The following is a 19,535-nucleotide window of genomic DNA, read 5'->3' as shown; positions in this document are numbered from 1 at the left end:
TATACCCCGTTGGGGTATCCCGCGGGTCTCGTGGCCACGCGGTTCGCGCATACTTGAACGATGTCCTCCACCACCGATCCGGCGTCTTCCGCCGACATCAAACCCCGTAGTCGTGACGTCACCGACGGCCTGGAGAAGGCCGCGGCCCGTGGCATGCTGCGCGCGGTAGGCATGGGTGACGAGGACTTCGCCAAGCCGCAGGTCGGGGTCGGGTCGTCCTGGAACGAGATCACGCCGTGCAACCTCTCGCTCGACCGGCTCGCCAAGGCGGTCAAGGAGGGCGTGTTCGCGGCGGGCGGGTACCCGCTCGAGTTCGGGACGATCTCCGTCTCCGACGGCATCTCGATGGGCCACGAGGGGATGCATTTCTCACTGGTGTCCCGCGAGGTGATCGCGGACAGCGTCGAGACCGTGATGCAGGCGGAGCGGCTGGACGGCTCGGTGCTGCTGGCCGGGTGTGATAAGTCGCTTCCGGGGATGCTGATGGCCGCCGCGCGCCTGGACCTGGCGTCGGTGTTCCTCTACGCGGGGTCCATCCTCCCGGGCGTGGCCAAGCTTTCCGACGGCAGCGAGCGCGAGGTCACCATCATCGACGCGTTCGAGGCGGTCGGCGCGTGCGCCCGCGGGTTGATGCCGCGCGCGGACGTCGACGCCATCGAGCGGGCCATCTGCCCCGGCGAGGGGGCGTGTGGCGGCATGTACACCGCCAACACGATGGCCAGCGCCGCCGAGGCGCTCGGCATGTCGCTGCCTGGCAGCGCGGCGCCACCGGCCACCGACCGGCGCCGCGACGGGTTCGCGCGCCGCAGCGGCCAGGCCGTCGTCGAACTGCTGCGGCGCGGTATCACCGCCCGCGACATCATGACCAAGGAGGCGTTCGAGAACGCGATCGCGGTGGTGATGGCGTTCGGCGGCTCCACCAACGCGGTGCTGCACCTGCTCGCCATCGCGCACGAGGCCGAGGTGGCCCTGACGCTCGACGACTTCGACCGGATCGGGTCGAAGGTGCCGCACCTGGCCGACGTGAAGCCGTTCGGCCGCCACGTCATGACCCACGTCGACCACATCGGCGGCGTTCCGGTGATGATGAAGACGCTGCTGGACGCGGGCCTGCTGCACGGTGACTGCCTGACGGTGACCGGCCAGACCGTCGCCGAGAACCTCGCCGCGATCGCCCCGCCCGACCCGGACGGCAAGGTGCTGCGCGCGCTGAACGATCCCATCCACCCCACCGGGGGGATCACCATCCTGCGCGGCTCGCTGGCGCCCGAGGGGGCGGTGGTCAAGTCGGCCGGCTTCGATTCCGACGTGTTCGAAGGGACCGCAAGGGTTTTCGACGGCGAACGGGCCGCGCTGGACGCCCTCGAGGACGGCACCATCACCCAGGGCGACGCCGTGGTGATCCGCTACGAAGGCCCCAAGGGCGGGCCCGGGATGCGGGAGATGCTCGCCATCACCGGCGCGATCAAGGGCGCCGGGCTGGGCAAGGACGTCCTGTTGCTCACCGACGGCCGCTTCTCCGGGGGGACGACCGGCCTATGTGTGGGGCACATCGCGCCCGAGGCGGTCGACGGCGGACCGATCGCCTTCCTCCGCGACGGCGACCGCATTCGCCTCGACGTCGCGAACCGCGTGCTCGACGTGCTGGTCGATCCCGCCGAATTCGATTCGCGCCGAGAGGGTTTCACCCCTCCCCCGGCGCGCTATAAGACCGGCGTACTGGCCAAGTACGTCAAGCTGGTGAGCTCGGCGGCGATCGGCGCGGTCTGCGGCTAGGCGCGCGCCGCTAGCGCACCAGCGCCAGCGCGAAACCGTCCCAGCGCTTGGCACCCACCGTCTGGATCACCGCCGTGTCCAGGCGGGGGTGCTCGCCCATCTGCTGGAGGGTCTGACGCACCGCGTGCGCGGCGCCGCTTCCCGGGGTGGCGGTGAGCACGTCACCCTCGCGAATCACGTTGTCTGCCACGATGACGGCGCCGGGACGCGCCAGGCGGATCGCCCACTGCAGGTAGGCAGGGTAGTTCTCCTTGTCGGCGTCGATGAACACCAGGTCGAACGGGTCGCCGGTCACCGTCGGCAAGGTGTCCAGCGCCGCGCCGACGATCACCTCCACCCGGTCGGCCAGGCCGGCCCGCTGCAGGTTGGCTCGCGCCACCTCGGCGTGCTTTGGCTCGTATTCCAGTGTCACCACCCGGCCCTGCGGTCCCGCGCCCCGGGCCAGCCAGGTGGTGCTGAACCCGCCCAGGGTGCCGATCTCGAGGATGCGCCGCGCCTGCGTCGCGCCGGCCAGCAGCGAGAGGAACTTGCCCTGTTGTGCCGATACCGCGATCGGCGGTAACCCGGCGGCCTCGCTGGCGGCCAGTGCTTCGGTGAGCACCGGATCGTCGCCAATCACCGTGCTGTCCAAGAAGGCGTCGACGTCCTGAGGGGTTGCAGTGGTTGCAGGGGTAGCAGGGGTTGCTTTTTCGGCCATATCGCCCACGCTAGCGAGACGTGGCGCCGCGCGCCGTAACGGCCGGCTGGGCATCCGCGATTTACCGCATACCCGCCCGGGGTATACAGTGGCGGTGTGGTCGATCCACTGGTGTGGCCCACAACGAAGTGTCCACGACTGAAGAAGAGGGGTGATCGACATGGCGAACCACGCGGAAGGAACCGTGCTGACCTGCGGCCACGAAGGCTGCGGGTGTCGCGTCCGCATCGAGGTTCCGTGCCACTGTTCGGGTTCCGGCGAGCCCTACCGCTGCACGTGTGGCGACGAGCTGAGGCCGGTCGAGTAGCCGTCGGGCGCCCCGGGCCCTACCCGCACCGGTGACGATCGGCGATAGGCCGGGAGATTGTCGGCAAGCTCGTCGAACAGCGCCTGGTTGAGCGTGAAGGCGGCCTTCACCTCGTCGACGGCGCGGTCGAACTCGTCGGCGTCCAGGGTGAGGCCGTCGAGCCGGGAGCGGTAGGCGTCCTTGTACGGTTTCGGACGCATCGGGAACCGGTAGAACGCGAGGCCGGCACCGCCGAGCCCGAACGTGCGGTCGAGAACCTTGCCGATCACCTGGCCGCCCGAGAGGTCACCCAGATAGCGCGTGTAGTGGTGCGCGACCAGGGCGCCGCCCCACTCGGCGCCGGCGATTCGGTCACGGTATGCCTCGGCGGCGGGTGATTCGACGGCCCGCCCCGCGCCGGGCGCCCAATGGTCCAGGTCGGCGTCGATTGCCGCCAGGCGTTCGAGCGCCGGGTCGTACACAGCCGAAACCATCGGGTCGTCGCGATGGGACCGGACGGCGTCCTCGAGGGCGGCGTAGACGACGCGCAACCGCCGCAGGTAGTCGGCATAGCCCCGCTCGTTGACCCGTCCGGCAACCAGTTCGGACACGAACGGCGAGCGCTCCGCGGCGGCGTGCTCCGCGGCCGAGCCTTCCCTCATCGCGACGGAAACCCGGCGGGCGGATTCGGTGGCGTTCAACGGCATCTGCGGCTCCAAGAGGTCGGCGGATTCGGTGACAACATGTCAAAATGATACTGACAACCTGTCAGAAACATACTACGGCCGGTGCCCGCCCCGCCTGCTACGGCGCCGCGCCGAGCGCGCGCAGCACAAACCGCTCGACGATCGCGGGCGGCAGGTCGCGCGGCGCCAAACAGGCGTGGATCAGCGACATGGTGGCCACCTCGTCCTCGATGGTGAACTGTCCCGTGGCCACACCGTCGGCCAGGATTTCCCGCAAGACATCCTCGACGGCGGTCACGTGCTCCCGGATGGCCCGCATCGTGTCCTGCGAAAGGGCGCCGTACAGCTGCGGGCCAAGGCCCATGTGGAATTGCTGGCCGGCGTTGAGCTGGTGCCGGATGTAGATCGCGAGGCGCTCGACCGGGTCGTCGACATCGGCCAGACCGGCGCGCAGCCCGTCGATGTAGCGACTGGTCTCGTGCGATGCAAACGCCACGACAACCGCTTCCTTGTCGGCGAAGTGGTGGTAGATCGCCGTTCGTCCGATGCCGGCCCGGGCCGCGAGTTTGGCCATCGTGATCGCGTCGAAGCTGTGCTCGCCCATCAGCGTGGCGAAGGCGTCGAAGACGCGCCGCTGGACCTGTTCGCGGTGCTCCTCCACCGATGCGGCACTGATCTTGGGCACGCCGCGACTCTAACGCGGGGGCCCGGTCGCGATCACACATGCGACAAGGTCACGGGCAGGCCGCCTTTGACGGTTACCGAGAACGTGAATCGGGGCTCCGGCCGCCACCCGTGCGGCAGGGCCAGCCGATAGCGCTGAAAGAGGATGGTCAGGAAGAACTGGGCGGCCATGTACGCCATCGTGGTGCCCAGGCAGAAGTGCTGCCCCGAACTGAACGGCATGAACGCGAGTCGCGGACGCGCCCGTACCTGCGCCGGATCGATGAACCGGCCGGGTTCGTACCGTTCCGGATCGGGCCACCAGCGCGGATCGCGGTGCACCACCGACATGCACGCACCCACCAGGGTGTACTTGGGTAGCCGGTAGCCGCCGAGCGCGTTGTCCGCCATGCAGAACCTCGGGAAGAACGGATGCCCCTGCATCCGCTGCGCCTCGTCGAAGCAGGCCTTGGCCCACTCCAGCCGGGAGACGTCGTCGTAGGTGGGCAGCGCGCCGCCCAGCGCGGCGATCTCCTCCCGCAGTTTCGCCAGCTGGTCGGGGTTGCCCAGCAGCAGCGCGACCGTCCAGGTCAACGCCGCGCCCGTCGGGTCGTAGGCGCCGCCTAGCAGACCGACGATCTCCGCCGCGAGGTCCGGCCTGGAAATGGGTGAACCGTCCTCGTACCGGGCGCCGAGCAACGTATCGAGGAAGTCGGGGGTGTCGAGCGGGTGGGCCTCCCGGTCCCTGATCAGACGCCCGACAAGCCGGTAGATCCGGAGCAGGGCCGGCACCAGGCTGGATCGTCCATGCCGCGGAAGCAGATTGGGGAAGGGCACCATCAGCGTGGTAAGGCCCAGCAGGCCCGTGATCGCCCGCATGTCGGCGTCCAGCTGACGCAGGTTCCGATCGGTGATCGAGGTCGAGAACAGCGCCCGCAGGTAGACCTTCAGCGTCGTCAGCGAGATCTCGTACTGCAGATCCACCGGCCGTCCCGTGCCGGCCCAGTTCGACCACCGGCCGAGGCGTTCGTCGAACTCGGCGCAGAAGATGTCGGCCATCGTCACCAGGTGTCTGCGTGTGAACATCGGCATGAGCATCCGCCGGCGTTCCCGCAGCTTCGGCCCCTCGAGCATGATGCTGTTCGCCCCGATGATTCCCAACAGCGGACCCACCGGGCTGTATCGGCTGTATCGCCCGTCCGGATCGTCCATGAATTCGTGCAGCAGGTCCGGGTGCGTGACCGCGACCATGTCCAGGAGCGGCATCGGGATCCGGAACATGTCGCCGTATTCGGCCGCGCCGCGGCTCATGACCCGAAATGGATCCCGGCGGAGCTGGAAGAAGGAGCCGACGACGGGAAGGCCCTTGGGGCCGGGGGGCAGCGGCGCCGGCCGGCCGAATCCGCGCGCGGCACCCAGGGACGTTGCCACCGAGAGCCGGGTGGGCCACAGCGGGTCTTCCCGCAGCGCGCCGAGGGCGCTGAGCCGGCCCGCGGACCACCGGGACTCCCGGGGTGGCGGGGCCGCAGTGAGGCGGAATGTGCGCGCAAGCCCGGTTGCCGGGCAACCACTTTGCGCGTCGTGGGATTCCAAGATTGGTTCGTCTGCGGCGGTCAATGGACCATCATCCTTTCTTCGCCCGGATTGGGCTGGATTGGGGCGACGGAGGGGCGCGGATGTGCGGCTACCACGAGAGCCCCTTCTCGTAGAGCTTGCCGATCACGACCGCGCGCACGACTTCGCGAAACGAGCCGACCGCGTCGCGCCCCTCCTGTGACCAGGCGAGGAGAAAACCCGCGACCTGGCGCCAGTCGGACCTACCGGCCTGGATCGGGGCGTCGTTGACGACGCAGCGGGCGTCGATCAGGAAGGGGCGGGGTTCGCTGATCGCCTCCTGGAAGGCGGCGCGGAAACCGCGCGGGGTGTCGACCCTGCGCGATCTGATCCCCAGGGACGCGGCGTATTTCGCGAAGTTGATGTCCGGGATGGACGACGCGCGGTCCGGCCATCCCATGATCTCGCTTTCGAACTTGATCGCGGCGAGCGCCAGGTTGTTCACGACGACGAACACGATCGGCGTCGCGAGGCCGGCCGACGACCGGATCTGACTCAATGTCACCGAGGTGCCGCCGTCCCCGGCCACGGCCACCACCAGCGCCGGCTCGCTGGAACTCGGGACGGAGTTTCTGGCCACGGCGATCGCCGCGGGAACCGCGAAACCCATCGTGCCGAACGACGCGGACCAGACGCTGCGGGTCATCGACGTGATGTGGCGGTATACCCACAGCGTGTTGACGCCGACGTCCGCGCACACCGTGGAGGCGCCGTCGAACCGGCGGAGTTCCTCGTCGATCACACGGGTGAGCCGCGACGCGCGCAGCCGACCGTTGTCCCCCCGCCGTCGCGCGATCCGTGGAACGGTTCCCACTCGCGCCGCGCGGCGCCGGAAGGCACCCGCCGGCGGGGCGGCGCGCAGCGCGGCGACCATCGCCTCCACCGCCGGCGCGGCGTCGGCCAGCACGCAGATATCGCGCCGGGAGAGCCGCAGCATCGCGTGCGGGTCGAGGTTGACGGCGATCGTCCGCCCGGCCGCCGCCAGGTCGAAGGCCGAGCCCCTGTTGGACACGCCGATCAACAGCAGCACGTCCGCCCGGGCCACCTCGTGAAACGCCCGGAGGTCCCCGGAACCGCCGATACGCCCCCGCGCCCGCAGGCCCGGATCCGCGAGCACCGAGTCCCCGCCCATCGTCAGATACACCGGGCAACAAAGGATCTCGGACAGTTCCACCAGCAGATCCGAGCACCCCGCGGCCCCCCGGCCCGCGACGATGGCGACTCGGTCGGCGTCGCGCAGGGCGGCGATCGCCGCCGACAGCGCGGATTCGCTCGGGGGTTGACCATGGCGGGCCCCGGCCGGTCGCGGCCCCGCCGCCCCCGGGTCGGCCGTATCGGGCGTCCACTCCGCGTCCAGCGCGCGCGACCCCACGTGCAGATGCACCACACCCCCGCCGGGCGCGCCGGCGGCCGCGCAGGCCTGCCGCACCGTGGCGGCCGCCGTCGCCGGATCGTCGACCGTGTAGCGCGCGACGCTCACTTCGTCGAGCAGCCCGCGGGCGTCGAGTGCCCAGTCCCGGGCCTCGACGGTCGCCACGAGAATCCTGGCGTTATCCAACGCCGCGTCGTAGATCCCGTTCAGCTGCAGCAGAAGTGCGGCGCCGGTCGCGGCCACCGTGCCCGCGCGGGCGTTCCCGCATTTCCGCAGCGCGGACGCGTTCATCGAGGGCGCCTGGGCGTTGGCGCTGCGCTGCGCTGTCGTGAAACAGGGCAGCAGCGGAGCGCAGAATTCGCTCAGCTGGACCGGGACGGCCAGGCAGGCGGCCAGCCGCTCGGCCAAGGCCCGCTCACCGGGCCGGAGGGGCCGTGCCTCGGGGCTTGCCGCGGGGGCGCCCCGCACGGTGACAATCCCGGGGCCCCCGTTCTCGGCGAGGCGGCGGAACAGCCGGGACAGGTCCGCGCCGTTTTCCGCGCGGACCGCCGGCACCGACATCGCGGCACCGAGTTGGCTTGCCCCCGAGAGGCTTTCACCATCGCCCACCCGGCAGACCACCAGCACGTCGCCGCCGAGGCTGGCCAGGGTGGACACGTCCGCGATGAACTGGCCTAACTGCGCGTGGTCCGTCACGACCAGGCTCGGCGGATCCCCGTGGCCGCCCAGGGCCCCGCCGATGGCCAGCGGCAGCGCCGCGCCCGGGATGCGGGCCACGCTCGACACGACCGCGTCGTCAAGCGCGATGCCTTGCGGGAGTAGTCCGTCGGCGCCGTCCAGGTCGGTGTAGACGCGCCAGCGAACCGAATCGGCTGCGCCGTCGTCGGTTTCGCGCGCGGCGCTGCGCTCCGGCAAAGACCCGGGCTGCGCGGGGACGAAGCCGAGGACCGTCGCAAGCGTTGCCTCCACGTCGCAGACGATCTGCCTGATGTATGGCATGGACCCGGACGCGAACCGCCGGTCGGTGAGCTCAAGCAGGTTGGCGTGCCCGCGGACACGCTGCGCCAGCAAGGGACTCGCCCGGCCCACCACCAACACGTCCGCGGCACCTATCACGCCGGCGTCTCGTCCCTCCGCGGTGTGCAGCGGACAGTCCAGGCGCTCGGAAAGCTGCCGGGCCAGAACGCGCTGGGGCCCGCTCGCGCAGGAGAGCACTATGGCAAGGTCCCCGGAACCCAGGAAATCCAGGATCGCGCTGATCTCTTCCTTGGCCGCGGCCGCCGGGTTCGGCGGGTCGGGAACGAACACGCGCGAGCCGTGCGCACCGATGGGGGCGTACAGCACGTCACCGGGAATAGCCACGTGGCACGCGGTGGACTCGTGCACGGCCTGCACGCAGCACCGGGCCAACCGCTCGAATTGGCTTGGGCCGTCGATCTGTACGGACAGGGAGGTGCAGGGCCGGAACAGGCTCTCCGAGTCGATTTCCTGGAAAGAGCCCGTGCCCATGGCCGCCAGCGGAACCTGACCGCTGATGGCGAGCAGCGGCACCCGCCCGACGAAGGCCTCGTAGGCGCCGGCCACCAGATTGGTGGCGCCCGGTCCCGCCGTTCCGAAGCACACGCCCAATCGCCCGGAGGAGCGGGCGTAACCGACCGCCATCAGCGCGGCCGCGGTCTCGTGCCGGGCGCTGACGACCCGTATTTCGCTGCGCCGACTCGCGGCGTGCATCAGCGAATTCACCGACTCCGCCGGCATCCCGAAGAGGTACTCGACCCCCAGGCTGATCAGATGATCCACCAACTGGTCGGCGAACCGCTGCCGCCCAATGGCATTGGAGAGCAGGTGCCGGTTATGCATCGGCACCGCTGCGGGCGCGGCCGCGTGTGCCGGCCACGAAGGTCGCCAGCGACTTGCGGACGGCATTCACCGATTCGTCCGAACCGACGGTGATCCGGACGCCCCAGCCGGGGTACTCGCGCACGAGGATGCCGTCACCGAGGGCATGCGCGAACAGCCGCCGGGAATCCCGGGTGGGCAACCACACGAAATTGCCCTGCGAGGCGATCCCCGAGTACAGGCCGTACCGGAGCAGAGCCGCTTCCAGGCGGTTGCGGTTCTCGATCACCCGGGACACCCGTTCCCGCAGTCGCTGTTGATGCCGCAACGATTCCGCCGCGGCGGTCAGCGCGATCGAGTTCACCGCGAACATCGGGACGGCGGACCTGACCCGCGCCGCCAGCGCCGCGCAGCTGAAGACCCCGTAACCGATCCGCAGGCCGGCCAGCCCGTGGGCCTTGGAGAAACTGCGCAGGACCACCACCGGCCGCGGGCCGCTGACCATGCGCCGCACGGCATCCGGGCGGGCGGTCTCGTCGAACTCGGCGTAAGCGCCGTCGACGACGAGCACCGCGGTGTCCGGCAAGGCCAGCCGCAGATGCCTCAGTTCGGCCAGGCTGACCGCGGCGCCGCTGGGGTTGTGCGGCGCCGCGACGATCACATAGCGCGTCGACGAGTCGACGCGGGCCCGGATGCCGTCGAGCGACTGCTTGCCCACGGGGTCACCCGCAACCCCGACGGGAACGCCGCCCGCTCGGGCGACGAGCACCGCGTACTCGTCAAAGGTGGGGGTGGCAAACACCGTGGACCCGGCGGGTCCGCCGTCGGCGTGCAGCAGGGCGTCCAGCACACCGATGCTGCCCGGGCCGACGACCACCCGATCCAACGGCACCCCGTGCAGCGCGGCGATCCGCTCGGTCAGCGCCGCGACAAGGTGGTCCTGAGGGTAGCGACTGAGGGTGTCGGCGCTCGACTCGAGGATCTTGCGCACCTCGGGAAGCGGGTCGAGGTGCAACTCGTTGCGGGACAGATCGAACTCCGGGCGGGACGGGCGGGTCCCGCTGTCGTGCAGCACTATTCGGTGAGTCCTCATGGCGCACCGAAATCTTCGGCTCTTCGGGTGTCGAGCCCCAGCTGGTCCGATAACACCATGATGGCGATCCCCGCGGCCACCACCGAGGCGGACGACAGCGACGGCCTTTCGACCAAGATGAGCGTGGAAAGGTATCCGACGGATACGAACATGTCGTCGCGCAGCATGTCGTTGCGTGACTTCTCCTCACCCGCACGCACCAGCCGCCACCCCTGAAAGCACGCCACGGGAAGCCACACCAGGGCCAGCAGGAACTTGCGCCCGACGACGTCGAGAGCGACGGGAACGGCGACGGCGGCGTAGACCAGCACGGTCGCCGTCGCGGCGACCAGCGCCGCGTTGCGCCTGCTCGCGCTCAGCGTCGCCGACGTCGTCACGTTCACCCGCTTGTCGCCGTCGTAGTCGGGCACGTTCTTGATGAGGCCCTTGGCGCAGAACCATACGAACAGGTAGATCGCCAGCGCGCGGTACTCGGGCTCGAGGAAGGCATGCAGCTTCCCGTCGCCGGCCAGGGCCGCGCTCAGGTAGGGATATGCCACCGCGTTGGCGAAGTACAGGATCCCGACGCGGGGCCGCGCCTTCATCCGAAACGGCCGAAACGAATATTGTTGGCAGCCAACGAGGGCCAGCAGCGTCAAGCCCGCGAAGTAGGGGTTCACCAGCAGCGACGACACGAAGACGGCCGCGGTCAGCAGGTGGGTGTCGCGCAGCAGGCGGTCTCGGCCGTACCGGCCGAGCTCGAACACCCTGGACGGAATGTTCTCGTTGTCCTCGACGATGTCGGTGTACATGTTGTACAAATTGGCGATCGCGCCGATGTGGTAGGAGACCACCATGCCCACGATCAGGGCCCGCAGCGGAACCTGCCCGCTGACGACGCTCGCGAAATAGAAGGCCAGCATTCCGGGCACGCAGGTTCGCGGCCGCGAGAACGCCACGAAGCGCGCGAGACGCCATGCCACGGGCGCCGGGAGGCCCGGACTGCTGCGCACCCAGATCAACCGTTGCTCGCCGGGCCTGCACAGGAATTCGGCCAGCGATTCGGGGGCCGCCGCCGTCACCGGTGCGGTCAGTTCGCGCTTCGCCACGGCTACTCCACTTCCAACGCGTCCACGATCGCCGCCTTGGCGGCACGTGATGCGGGCAGCAGGGCACCGCTCCAGCACAAGGCCACCGCCACCACGACGCTGAGCAGGTCAAGGGGTGACAGCGCGAACCGCACCGTCATGGCCGTGACGGTGCTCATGATCAGCGTGCCCAGCCGGTGGACGACGAGGCTGGACAGCAGCCCGAGAAGGCCGCCCACCAGGGCGACGCTGCTCGACTCGACGAGAATCGATTTGGTGATGTAGCGCCGGGAAGCGCCCATCGCGCGCAACACGCCGATCTCCCTCCTGCGTTCGATGACGGAGATCATGAATGCGTTGAACAGGGCCATGGCCGCCAACAGCGCCACGATCCACTGAACGAACACGGCCACGGATCCGATCTGGGCGACCGCGCCCTTCCCCGAGTCGACGGCGTCCTGGCCGCCGAAGGCGAACAATCCGGTTGAGGCGGCAATCTTTTGGACCCGGTCCAGCACACCGGGCACCTTGTTGCGATCGGCGACGTGCACCTCCAGATAGGTGGCGCCGTCGCGTTGGAACCAGGTGCGCATGTTGGTCAGCGACATCGCGATCATGCCGCGCTCGGTGGTGAGATAGTCGACCACGCCCAGGATCTGCACCGTCTTCAGTCCCGACGGGGTGTTCAGGGTCAGGGTCTGCCCCTCGCCGCGATGCAGGCGGCGGGCAAGCTGGCGGGACACCACGACGCCGTCCCCGGCCTCGACCCGGGAGCGGACCCCAGGACTCATGGCGGAGAAGGCGGGCGTGACCGTGCCCGGGTCGGCGCCCACCACCAAGACCCGGTCGCTGCCGACGTTGACGTAGGCGTACTGGACCGGGACGACCCGGGCGACCCCCGGGATCTGCCGGACTTGCTGATCCACCCCCTTGGGGATCAACGGGCTCACGGGGACAACGTCTTTCGGCGCCGCGGCCAGGTAGACGTCGGCGCCCGCGAGGGAGGAGAAGAAACCGCCCGTGGAGTCCACGACATCCGTCAGCACCCCGTTGGTCACGCTACCCAACGCGACCGCGATCGCGACGATCATCACGTTCGCCCACGTCCGTTTTGCCGACGCGGTCATCGTCGACCTGCTGACCTGACCGCTCGGTCCCATCATGGCCGCGATCCGGCTGCTGGCCTCCACGATCACGGGCCCAAGGGCCCAGCACAGCACGAGCACGCCGGCCAGCGCCAAAACCCCGCCGCCGAAGGCTCTTTCGTCGTGCAGCCGCATCGCGCTGACAAACGCCGCTATCGTCAGCGAAGCGCCGGCAACCATGCCGAGCCAGTTCGGCCTCGACCGGCTGGCGCCCAGGGCTTCGAGCTCGGCCGGTCGCATGGCCGAGGCGGGTGAGGCGTTGAACACGACGAACGCGGGCCAGACGGCGCCCACGACGCAGGCGACGACCCCCAGCACCACCACGACGGCGATCGCGCCGTTGGGAAAGAAGAATTCCGGCTTGACGTCCACCGACTGCAGCAGCAACGGGGGCAGCCGCTTGATCGCGAGGTAGCTCATCCCGGCCCCCAGTGGTGCGCCGACGCAGCCACCGAGAAATCCCATCAGCGCCACCTCGAGCAGCAGGTCCCTTGCCAGCTGGCCGCGTCGCGCTCCGAGCGCCCGCAGGGTGGCGATCACCGGCCGGCGTTGCACCACCGCCATGTTCATGGTGTTGAACACGATGAACATCGCGACGACCAGCGCGATCGAACCGACCAGGAGCAAGGCGTCGCGGGTCAGCGACACAGAGTTGTCGGTCTGCGCGACGCGGAACTGCGGCTCGGCGACCACCGCCCGATGGTCGACCACCCGCACCAGCTCCGCGGCCAGGTTCCGGGTGTCGGCACCCGGCTCCGCGACGATGAAAACCGAACTGAACCGGCCGGTTTGGTGGAGGAGTTGCTGCGCCAGTTGCAGCGGCGCGATGAGGTAGTCACCCGCGTTGTATTTCTCGGCGAGGTCGCCCTTCGGCACGAAGACCACCTTGACGGGCAAGGAGTCGACGTCGACCGTGCCGCCCGCCGCGACCCCGAGCCCGGGCCCGGCGATCGCGCCGTCGGCGAGCGACCCGTGGGACGTGTCGCGTTGGGCCTGCTGCACGAGCTCGTTGCCGACCCGATTGTTCAGCACCCGAATGTTGGGGCTGACCCCCAACAACGTTGTCCCCGAGCGGGGTGCGTTCAGCGTCGCCTTCACGACCGGTTCGGCGGCGGCCACGCCGTGCACTCCGCGCAGCTCGTCCAGCAGCGCTTCGGGCAGGCCGCTGTCGGCCACACCGGTGACCTCGAACGCCGCTCGGCCGTACAGGTCCTCCGACATCGTTGCGACCGACTTGGTCAAGGAGCTGTAGATGCCGGCGATCGCCACCAGCAGTCCGCTGGCGATCATCACGGCCACCACGCAGCTCAGCGAGCGTTTCCAGTGCGCCAGCGCGTACCGCACGTTCAGCATCTTGAAGCGGACACCCGCAGCGGTCATCATCCGAATCCCTATGCCCGGTCCCGGCTTTCGACGACCCGGCCGTCGCGCATCACAATCTCACGATCGGCCGCGGCGGCGATTTCCCGATCATGCGTCACCATGATCACCGAGCTTTGGCCCTCGTCGGCGATCTGACGGAGGAGCGCCAGAATGCTGCTGCCGGATTCCGAGTCGAGGTTCCCCGTCGGCTCGTCTGCCAGCACGACGCCGGGCTTCATGATCAGCGAGCGGGCGATGGCGACCCGTTGCATCTGTCCCCCGGACAGCTCGGAGGGCTTGTGGTCGGTTCTGTTGCCCAGACCGACCATGTCCAGGAGGTCGTGCGCGTCCTTTCTGGCCAGCTTCATCGAAGACCCGTCGAGGACCCTGGGCATCGCCACGTTCTCCCAGGCGGTCAGCGTGGGCAGCAGATTGAAGAACTGGAAGATGAAGGACACTTTGCGCCGCCGGTATTCGGACTGCTCGTCGTCGCTCTTGTCCGACAGCTCTTCCCCGTCGACTTTGATGGAGCCCTCATCCGGCCGATCGATACCGCCGATGAGGTGCAGGAGCGTGCTCTTCCCCGAACCCGACGGCCCCGTGACCGCCAGAAGATTCTCGTTGCCGAATGTCAGGGTCACGTCGTCGACAGCTTTGACCAGTTCCCGCCCGCGGCGATACGTCCGGCTCACGGCGGTCATCTCGATCAGCATGCGGGGCTCCGTATCTCCCGATGGGGGTTGGCTGGGGGCGGGTCCCAGTGCTGCAGGCGCGTCGTGCGGCGGCTGAACAGCCGGTCGGGAACGGCCGACATACCCGCCTCCCGGAGCCGGACCAGCAGCGGATGGCTCCACTGCGCCGCGACACCGATGCCACGCGACTCGCGCGCGATGCGCTGGGTGCGGGGACGGCGGATCCGGTCGTAACGTCGCAACGCCGCGTCGATCCCCTCGATGCCCGACCCCGGCGCGGCCGTCAGGAGCGCGCATAGTGTCGCGGCATCCTCGAGCGCTTGATTCGCACCTTGGCCGAGATTCGGGCTCATCGCGTGCGCCGCATCGCCGACGAGCACGATGCGGCCGTGGACGTAGGACGATAGCGGACCGCTGAGTTCCTCACTGGAGACGTAGTTCACGGCGTCGGGCTCCGTGGCATCGATCAACCGGCCGATCGGTTCGTGCCACGAGTCGAAGCGGTCGCGAATCTCCTGGAGGGCCGCGGCGCCCGTGCCGCAGCGCGCGCGGTCCACAACGGCGAACCAGTAGACCCGCCCGTCGCGCATCGGGACAATTCCGAACCGCTGCCCCGGGCCCCATGTCTCGCCGCCCACTTCGACGGGCACCGGGATGGCCGTGACGGCACGCCATACGCCGTAACCACTGTGGCGCGTGGGGCGGTCCTGTGGCACGCTCGCCCGGACGCGGCTGCGGATGCCGTCGGCCCCGACGACCAGGTCGGCACCGCGGGTGAGGGCGCCGTCTTCGGCTTCGACCGAACCGTGCCGCACTCCGGTCACGCGTTGGCCCCAGCGCACGGTGCCGGGGGTCAGCGAGGCCAGCAACACGTGGTGCAGCTCGGTGCGGTCGACTGCGCGCAGCCGCGCACTGGCGGCTGGGGCGAACCTCACCAGCCAGCGCCCACTGGGGGTCCGGATGCCGGCCGTCCGGTACGGAGGACCGTCGGCGCATATGGCGCGGACGGCCGGTCCGAGCCCCAGTGCGTCCAAGGCCCGAAACCCGTTCCCGAACAACGACAATCCGGCGCGCGGCGGCTCGGGATCGGCCGCCCGCTCCAACACCACCGTCTCCCAACCGGCTCGCTGCAGTCCGCTTGCGACCGCGAGCCCGCCGATACCGCCGCCCGCCACCACGACCTTCATCGGCCCGCTTCGTTGTCGTCGGCCCCGGCCGCATGCTCGCCGCCGCCATCCCAGCTTTGCGGCAGCATCGGCGCCACCGGTGCCGCGTCGAATTCACGACCGTGGAGATGGGTGAGTCCTTGCGCGCGCGCCGCGGTCGGGTCGGGGACGGTTCCCGCGAACCCGAGCGGGCCCGAGCCGCCGTCGGAGGCGGCGACGCGCTCGTCCACCGGATCGACGGGCAGCGTCATGCGCCCGTCCTCGTCCAGGTATTCGAATCGGTACTTGCGGACCCGCTGGCGCGCTCTGGCGTTTCGCTTGGCCCTGAGCCGGTCGGCGTCCGCCGGTGCCTTGTCGGCGAGGGCGGCGATCGCGGCGACAGCCGCGGCGGCGGCTCCGGCTGTGGAGGTGGGGCTGAATCCTTCACCCCCGGGGTCGCCGTCGACCGCGTAGAAAACCTGCGCGGCACCGGGTCCGGGCACCGAGGCGGCCGGCGCGGTGGGGGCCGCGGTCGGCGCGCCAGCCGGTGTGCCGGCGCCCGCACCGGGGGTGGCGGCCGCCACGGTCACCCCGGTGACAGCGGGCAACACCTGCTGGTCGGGCACCTTGGACACCGCGGTCACCCCTCCCGCATCGCCCAGCGCGTCGAGGCCGGCCAGACCGGCCAGTCCGACCAGCCCGAGGGACGCCAGGAAGGGGGTCAACAGCGGGGTGAACGGGCCGAAATAGATGATCGGATCGATCACCGAGTAGGCGGGAATCAGGAACAGCTGGGTGGACATCAGGGCGATGAACGAGTCCAGGAGCTGGCTGACGAGGCTGCCCAAGGGCCCCGGCAGGTACTGGGTCGCCATGTTGCTCAGGGTGTTGAGGAAGTCGCTGAACAGCTGGAGGATCACCTTCGTCGGGTCGGGGAAGCTGCTGTCAGCGGCCGACGTGGCTGCCGTGGTGAGGATTTGCGGTGCGGGTGATGTCGCGGGCGTGGCGGCGAGGCTTTCCTCCGACAGACCTTGGTAGGCACTCATCGTCGTCGCGGCCTGAACCCACATCCGCGCGTAGTCGGCCTCGTTCAGGGCGATGGGGATGGTGTTGATCCCGAAGAAGTTCGTCGCGAGCAGGACGGCGTGGACGACGTGGTTGGCCGCGAGTTCGGCCAGGGTCGGCATGGTCGCCAGCGCCGACGCATAGCCCGCCGCGGCCGTTTCACGTCCCGCCGCCGCGGCGCTGGCCACCGCGCTGGCATGGGTCAGCCAGGAAAGGAACGGTTGATGGGCGGCGACAAACCGCTCCACCGTTGGCCCCTCCCAGGCGACGCTGGCGAGGAGACCCGTGAGTTGCGTTGCGGCGGAGCCGTATTCCGCCGCAAGCGCATGCCAGGCCTCGGCCGCCGCCAGCAGCGGCCCGGGGCCCACGCCGGTGGACAGCAGGGTGGAATGCACCTCCGGGGGAACCGCGAACCACATCGGGTAGCTCACGACCGCCCGGCCTTTCGGTGCGCGCGAAGGCCGATCACGGAGGTGGCGTCAGCCGGTGACTCCAGCAACACAGAAGCAATGTCCGCCATCGGCTGGCCCCTTCACGAAAGCTAGCAAAGTTAGCCTACCCTAGCTTAGGTATGCCTATCCTTGTTAGATGTGTGACGAATTCACCGTACTGGCGGCAAAATTGCTGGTCACGCCGCTGAGTGTGGGCGGCGTGGCGGCGTACGCGGGCCGAAGCGACCGTCTGGGGCGGCGGCCGTCGGCTCGCTCGGCAGTTCGGATTCGCGGGGCGCCCGTGCGGCAACCGGGGCGTCGGCCCCCGATGCAGTTACCGCACGCCCTCCTTGGCGTAGACCACCCGCAGCACATGCCCTAGCTCGGGGCCCATGACCAGCTCGGCCAATTCGCAGAACGTGGCCACGAAATGCGGGCCGTGGGGCGGCTCGGCCTGGCACAGATGATGCGCGACCTCGTGCAACACCACCAGCTCGCGCAGCGCCCAGTCGGCGGTGCCGCGGTCGGGAACCGCGATAACCCCTGCGCCGTCGCGGCTTTCGTAATGCGCCGCGGAGGCCGCACGCCGCGGCCGCACGCTCAGCGGCGACGCGTCGGGCCACTGGCGCCGCACCCCGGGCAGCGCCAGCACGTCGTCGACGTAACGCTGGACCGAGGCGATCGATCCGAACCGCCCCTCCGGGGGGAGCGTCAACTGCGTGCCGAAGAACTCCACTGCGGGCGAGCCGTGCTCGGCGGCGCGGTCGAACAGCGTCCGGACGAACTCCTCCGCGGCGTACACCTTGGCCCGCTGGGAGTCTCTGTCGCCCGGACTCACCTCACCGGCCCAGCGCGCTCCGAGCGCCGGGCAGCTCGGCGCTATTGCCGAGGCGAGCCCGCCGGCCCGCACGGTCACCCGCACGCCGCGCCGCCGACGAATACCCGGCCGTGGCGCTGTTCGCTCGCCAGGTGCCCCGCGCCTGCGACGCGCCGCGGTAGAAGTCGTGCAGCTCGACCTCCTTGTCCCGCAGCGCGATCGCGGTGCCCGGCGGGCGGCGACGGTCCTTGGTCGCCTCGCGGCGGGCCTCGTTACGCGCCTCGGCCAGGCGCTGGCCGACGCGGGCCCCGAAGGCCAGCTGGAAGTTCAGCCGGGCGGTGATGGTCGGCGTGGGGCGGTGCGCTCCCGAGGCCAGGTAGGCGTCCGACGCGCGCACCATCTGGACCACCAGGCTGGCGTAAAGCGCGTGGCTGGCGTCGATGTCCTCGGGGAACCCATAGGCGTAGAGGAAAGTCGAGTTAGACGCGATGTCGCAGCGGACGTCGTTGGCTGACGCGATCAGCACGAACAGCTGGACATAGGTCCGCAGGCCCTTGGTGCCGGCGGCGCCGATGGTGACGGTGCGCTGCGTCGGCGCCTGCGCCGGCGAGCGGTTCGCCGCGTGCGACCGCGCCACCGCCAGGTCGATGGAGGCCCCCGTCGCCAGCCGTTGCGCGGCGCTCATGAACGCCTCGGCCTCGTGGGGGTTGTCGGTCCCCTCCGCCTGGCGCAGCAGTGCGGCGATGCGGGTCAGCATTTTGTCGTCGGTCATCTGCGCCGCTCCTCCTCATCGCTACGCGCCGCATCGTCGCCGGCGTCGGTCATCTGCGCCGCTCCTCCTCATCGCTACGCGCCGCATCGTCGCCGGCGCGGGGTCATAGCGCCAACCTAACGGAGCCGTACGACATGACGCTCAGAGCCGCCTGGTGATCCACCCGACGACATCGCCCAGCACCTGGTCGCGCTCAGGCTCGTTGAAGACCTCGTGGTAGAGACCGGGATACACCTTGAGCTCGACGTCGGTGGATCCGACGCAGTCGACCAGGCGGCGGCTGCCGGCGACGGGGATCAGCCGGTCGTCGGAGCCGTGCACCACGAGCAGCGGCGCGGTCAGCGCCGGCGCGCGCTGCGGCATGGTCTCGCCGACCTGCAGCAGCGCCCGGCCGATGCCGGTCGGCACCTTCCCGTGGTACACCAGCGGGTCTTCGTTGTAGGCGGACACCACCGCCGGATCCCGGGATATCGCGTTGACGTCGAGATCCTCGACGGGCAGCCCGGGCACCACCGCGCCCAGCACGCGCGCGGCGAGCGCCTTGAGCCGCGAGATCTGGTCCTGCGCCGCCACGGCCGGGCCGGAGAGCACCATCATGTCGTAATTGTCGGGGCGTTCCACGCCGTAGGCGAAGACGATGCCGCCACCCATGCTGTGGCCGAGCACGATGCACGGCAGTCCGGGATGCTCCCGCGTCGCGACGCCGACCAGCATGTCGAAATCGGCGGTGTACTCGCTGATGTCGCGCACCAGCACCCGCTTGCCGCCGGAGCGGCCGTGCCCGCGATGGTCCAACGCGTAGGTGGCCAGCCCCGCCTCCGCGAACCGCTGCGCGACGTGGTCGTAGCGGCGGGCGTGCTCACCGAGGCCGTGGGATAGCACGACCACCCCGCGCACCGGGGCTTCGGGCGTCCAGACGTCGTACACGATGCGCACGCCGCCGACGCCGTCGAAAGTGCGTTCGGAACGCGTCGCGGAAGTCCTAGTCATCAGGGGCCAGCGTAGTGGCTGCC

General features: G+C 69.9%; 15 protein-coding genes and 1 pseudogene. 2 read left to right on the top strand and 14 right to left on the bottom strand.

Features of this window, described 5'->3' with window-relative positions; genetic code table 11:
• Positions 1-60 precede the first annotated feature (60 nt).
• Positions 61-1,776 (top strand): dihydroxy-acid dehydratase, encoded by a 1,716-nt coding sequence (ilvD, locus tag G6N56_RS18660; protein ID WP_085254421.1) that lies wholly within the window; start codon positions 61-63, stop codon positions 1,774-1,776.
• A gap of 10 nt (positions 1,777-1,786) precedes the next feature.
• On the opposite strand, the gene G6N56_RS18655 is transcribed toward ilvD, so the two are convergent.
• Positions 1,787-2,473: an O-methyltransferase gene (locus tag G6N56_RS18655; protein WP_085254420.1), complete on the bottom strand. Its 687-nt coding sequence runs from the start codon at positions 2,471-2,473 to the stop codon at positions 1,787-1,789.
• Positions 2,474-2,633: 160 nt separating this feature from the next.
• On the opposite strand from G6N56_RS18655, the gene mymT reads away from it, so the two are divergent.
• Positions 2,634-2,780 carry a copper-binding metallothionein MymT gene (mymT, locus tag G6N56_RS29185; protein ID WP_085254449.1) on the top strand — a complete coding sequence of 49 codons (147 nt, stop codon included), beginning with the start codon at positions 2,634-2,636 and terminating at the stop codon, positions 2,778-2,780.
• A gap of 38 nt (positions 2,781-2,818) precedes the next feature.
• Here mymT and G6N56_RS18645 read toward each other — a convergent pair.
• The 13 genes and pseudogenes from G6N56_RS18645 to G6N56_RS18585 all read right to left on the bottom strand — a co-directional run.
• Positions 2,819-3,466, bottom strand: a pseudogene (locus G6N56_RS18645) (biliverdin-producing heme oxygenase); the annotation flags it as partial.
• 97 nt (positions 3,467-3,563) lie between these two features.
• Positions 3,564-4,130: a TetR/AcrR family transcriptional regulator gene (locus G6N56_RS18640; RefSeq protein ID WP_085254419.1), complete on the bottom strand. Its 567-nt coding sequence runs from the start codon at positions 4,128-4,130 to the stop codon at positions 3,564-3,566.
• Between the two features lie 32 nt (positions 4,131-4,162).
• A complete protein-coding gene (locus tag G6N56_RS18635; RefSeq protein ID WP_232069095.1) occupies positions 4,163-5,725 on the bottom strand; it encodes a cytochrome P450 in 1,563 nt (520 codons plus the stop codon).
• A 67-nt stretch (positions 5,726-5,792) separates the two neighbouring features.
• Positions 5,793-8,954, bottom strand: coding sequence for a thiamine pyrophosphate-binding protein (locus tag G6N56_RS18630; RefSeq protein ID WP_158090681.1), 3,162 nt, complete (start codon positions 8,952-8,954; stop codon positions 5,793-5,795).
• A complete protein-coding gene (locus tag G6N56_RS18625; protein WP_085254417.1) occupies positions 8,947-10,026 on the bottom strand; it encodes a pyridoxal phosphate-dependent aminotransferase in 1,080 nt (359 codons plus the stop codon). The genes G6N56_RS18630 and G6N56_RS18625 overlap by 8 nt, the downstream gene beginning before the upstream one ends.
• Positions 10,023-11,114, bottom strand: coding sequence for a UbiA family prenyltransferase (locus tag G6N56_RS18620; RefSeq protein ID WP_085254416.1), 1,092 nt, complete (start codon positions 11,112-11,114; stop codon positions 10,023-10,025). Before G6N56_RS18620 ends, G6N56_RS18625 begins: the two co-directional genes overlap by 4 nt.
• 2 nt (positions 11,115-11,116) lie before the next feature.
• Complete coding sequence (locus tag G6N56_RS18615; RefSeq protein WP_158090680.1) at positions 11,117-13,618, bottom strand: ABC transporter permease; 2,502 nt, start codon at positions 13,616-13,618, stop codon at positions 11,117-11,119.
• Positions 13,619-13,629: 11 nt separating this feature from the next.
• Entirely contained in the window at positions 13,630-14,313 is a 684-nt protein-coding gene (locus G6N56_RS18610) for an ABC transporter ATP-binding protein (RefSeq protein WP_085254414.1), read from the bottom strand.
• A complete protein-coding gene (locus G6N56_RS18605) occupies positions 14,307-15,479 on the bottom strand; it encodes an FAD-dependent monooxygenase (protein ID WP_085254413.1) in 1,173 nt (390 codons plus the stop codon). Before G6N56_RS18605 ends, G6N56_RS18610 begins: the two co-directional genes overlap by 7 nt.
• Positions 15,476-16,933 carry a PPE family protein gene (locus G6N56_RS18600; RefSeq protein WP_085254412.1) on the bottom strand — a complete coding sequence of 486 codons (1,458 nt, stop codon included), beginning with the start codon at positions 16,931-16,933 and terminating at the stop codon, positions 15,476-15,478. Before G6N56_RS18600 ends, G6N56_RS18605 begins: the two co-directional genes overlap by 4 nt.
• A gap of 334 nt (positions 16,934-17,267) precedes the next feature.
• Positions 17,268-17,771: a TIGR04338 family metallohydrolase gene (locus G6N56_RS18595; protein ID WP_085254446.1), complete on the bottom strand. Its 504-nt coding sequence runs from the start codon at positions 17,769-17,771 to the stop codon at positions 17,268-17,270.
• 1 nt (position 17,772) lies between these two features.
• Positions 17,773-18,522 (bottom strand): DUF2786 domain-containing protein, encoded by a 750-nt coding sequence (locus G6N56_RS18590; protein ID WP_085254411.1) that lies wholly within the window; start codon positions 18,520-18,522, stop codon positions 17,773-17,775.
• 141 nt (positions 18,523-18,663) lie between these two features.
• Positions 18,664-19,512: an alpha/beta hydrolase gene (locus tag G6N56_RS18585; RefSeq protein WP_085254410.1), complete on the bottom strand. Its 849-nt coding sequence runs from the start codon at positions 19,510-19,512 to the stop codon at positions 18,664-18,666.
• Positions 19,513-19,535 lie beyond the last annotated feature (23 nt).

The sequence above is a fragment of the Mycobacterium saskatchewanense genome (assembly GCF_010729105.1).
Taxonomy (GTDB): Bacteria; Actinomycetota; Actinomycetes; order Mycobacteriales; family Mycobacteriaceae; genus Mycobacterium; species Mycobacterium saskatchewanense.
Note: the sequence above shows the minus strand (reverse complement) of the source record. Positions and strands in the feature narration are given on the sequence as shown.

Excerpts from the sequence above, each read along its gene's own strand:
- ilvD (WP_085254421.1), top strand. The coding sequence starts at position 61 with ATGTCCTCCACCACCGATCCGGCGTCTTCCGCCGACATCAAACCCCGT.
- G6N56_RS18610 (WP_085254414.1), bottom strand. The coding sequence starts at position 14,313 with ATGCTGATCGAGATGACCGCCGTGAGCCGGACGTATCGCCGCGGGCGG.
- mymT (WP_085254449.1), top strand. The coding sequence starts at position 2,634 with ATGGCGAACCACGCGGAAGGAACCGTGCTGACCTGCGGCCACGAAGGC.
- G6N56_RS18590 (WP_085254411.1), bottom strand. The coding sequence starts at position 18,522 with ATGACCGACGACAAAATGCTGACCCGCATCGCCGCACTGCTGCGCCAG.
- G6N56_RS18615 (WP_158090680.1), bottom strand. The coding sequence starts at position 13,618 with ATGACCGCTGCGGGTGTCCGCTTCAAGATGCTGAACGTGCGGTACGCG.
- G6N56_RS18625 (WP_085254417.1), bottom strand. The coding sequence starts at position 10,026 with ATGAGGACTCACCGAATAGTGCTGCACGACAGCGGGACCCGCCCGTCC.
- G6N56_RS18605 (WP_085254413.1), bottom strand. The coding sequence starts at position 15,479 with ATGAAGGTCGTGGTGGCGGGCGGCGGTATCGGCGGGCTCGCGGTCGCA.
- G6N56_RS18630 (WP_158090681.1), bottom strand. The coding sequence starts at position 8,954 with ATGCATAACCGGCACCTGCTCTCCAATGCCATTGGGCGGCAGCGGTTC.
- G6N56_RS18585 (WP_085254410.1), bottom strand. The coding sequence starts at position 19,512 with ATGACTAGGACTTCCGCGACGCGTTCCGAACGCACTTTCGACGGCGTC.
- G6N56_RS18655 (WP_085254420.1), bottom strand. The coding sequence starts at position 2,473 with ATGGCCGAAAAAGCAACCCCTGCTACCCCTGCAACCACTGCAACCCCT.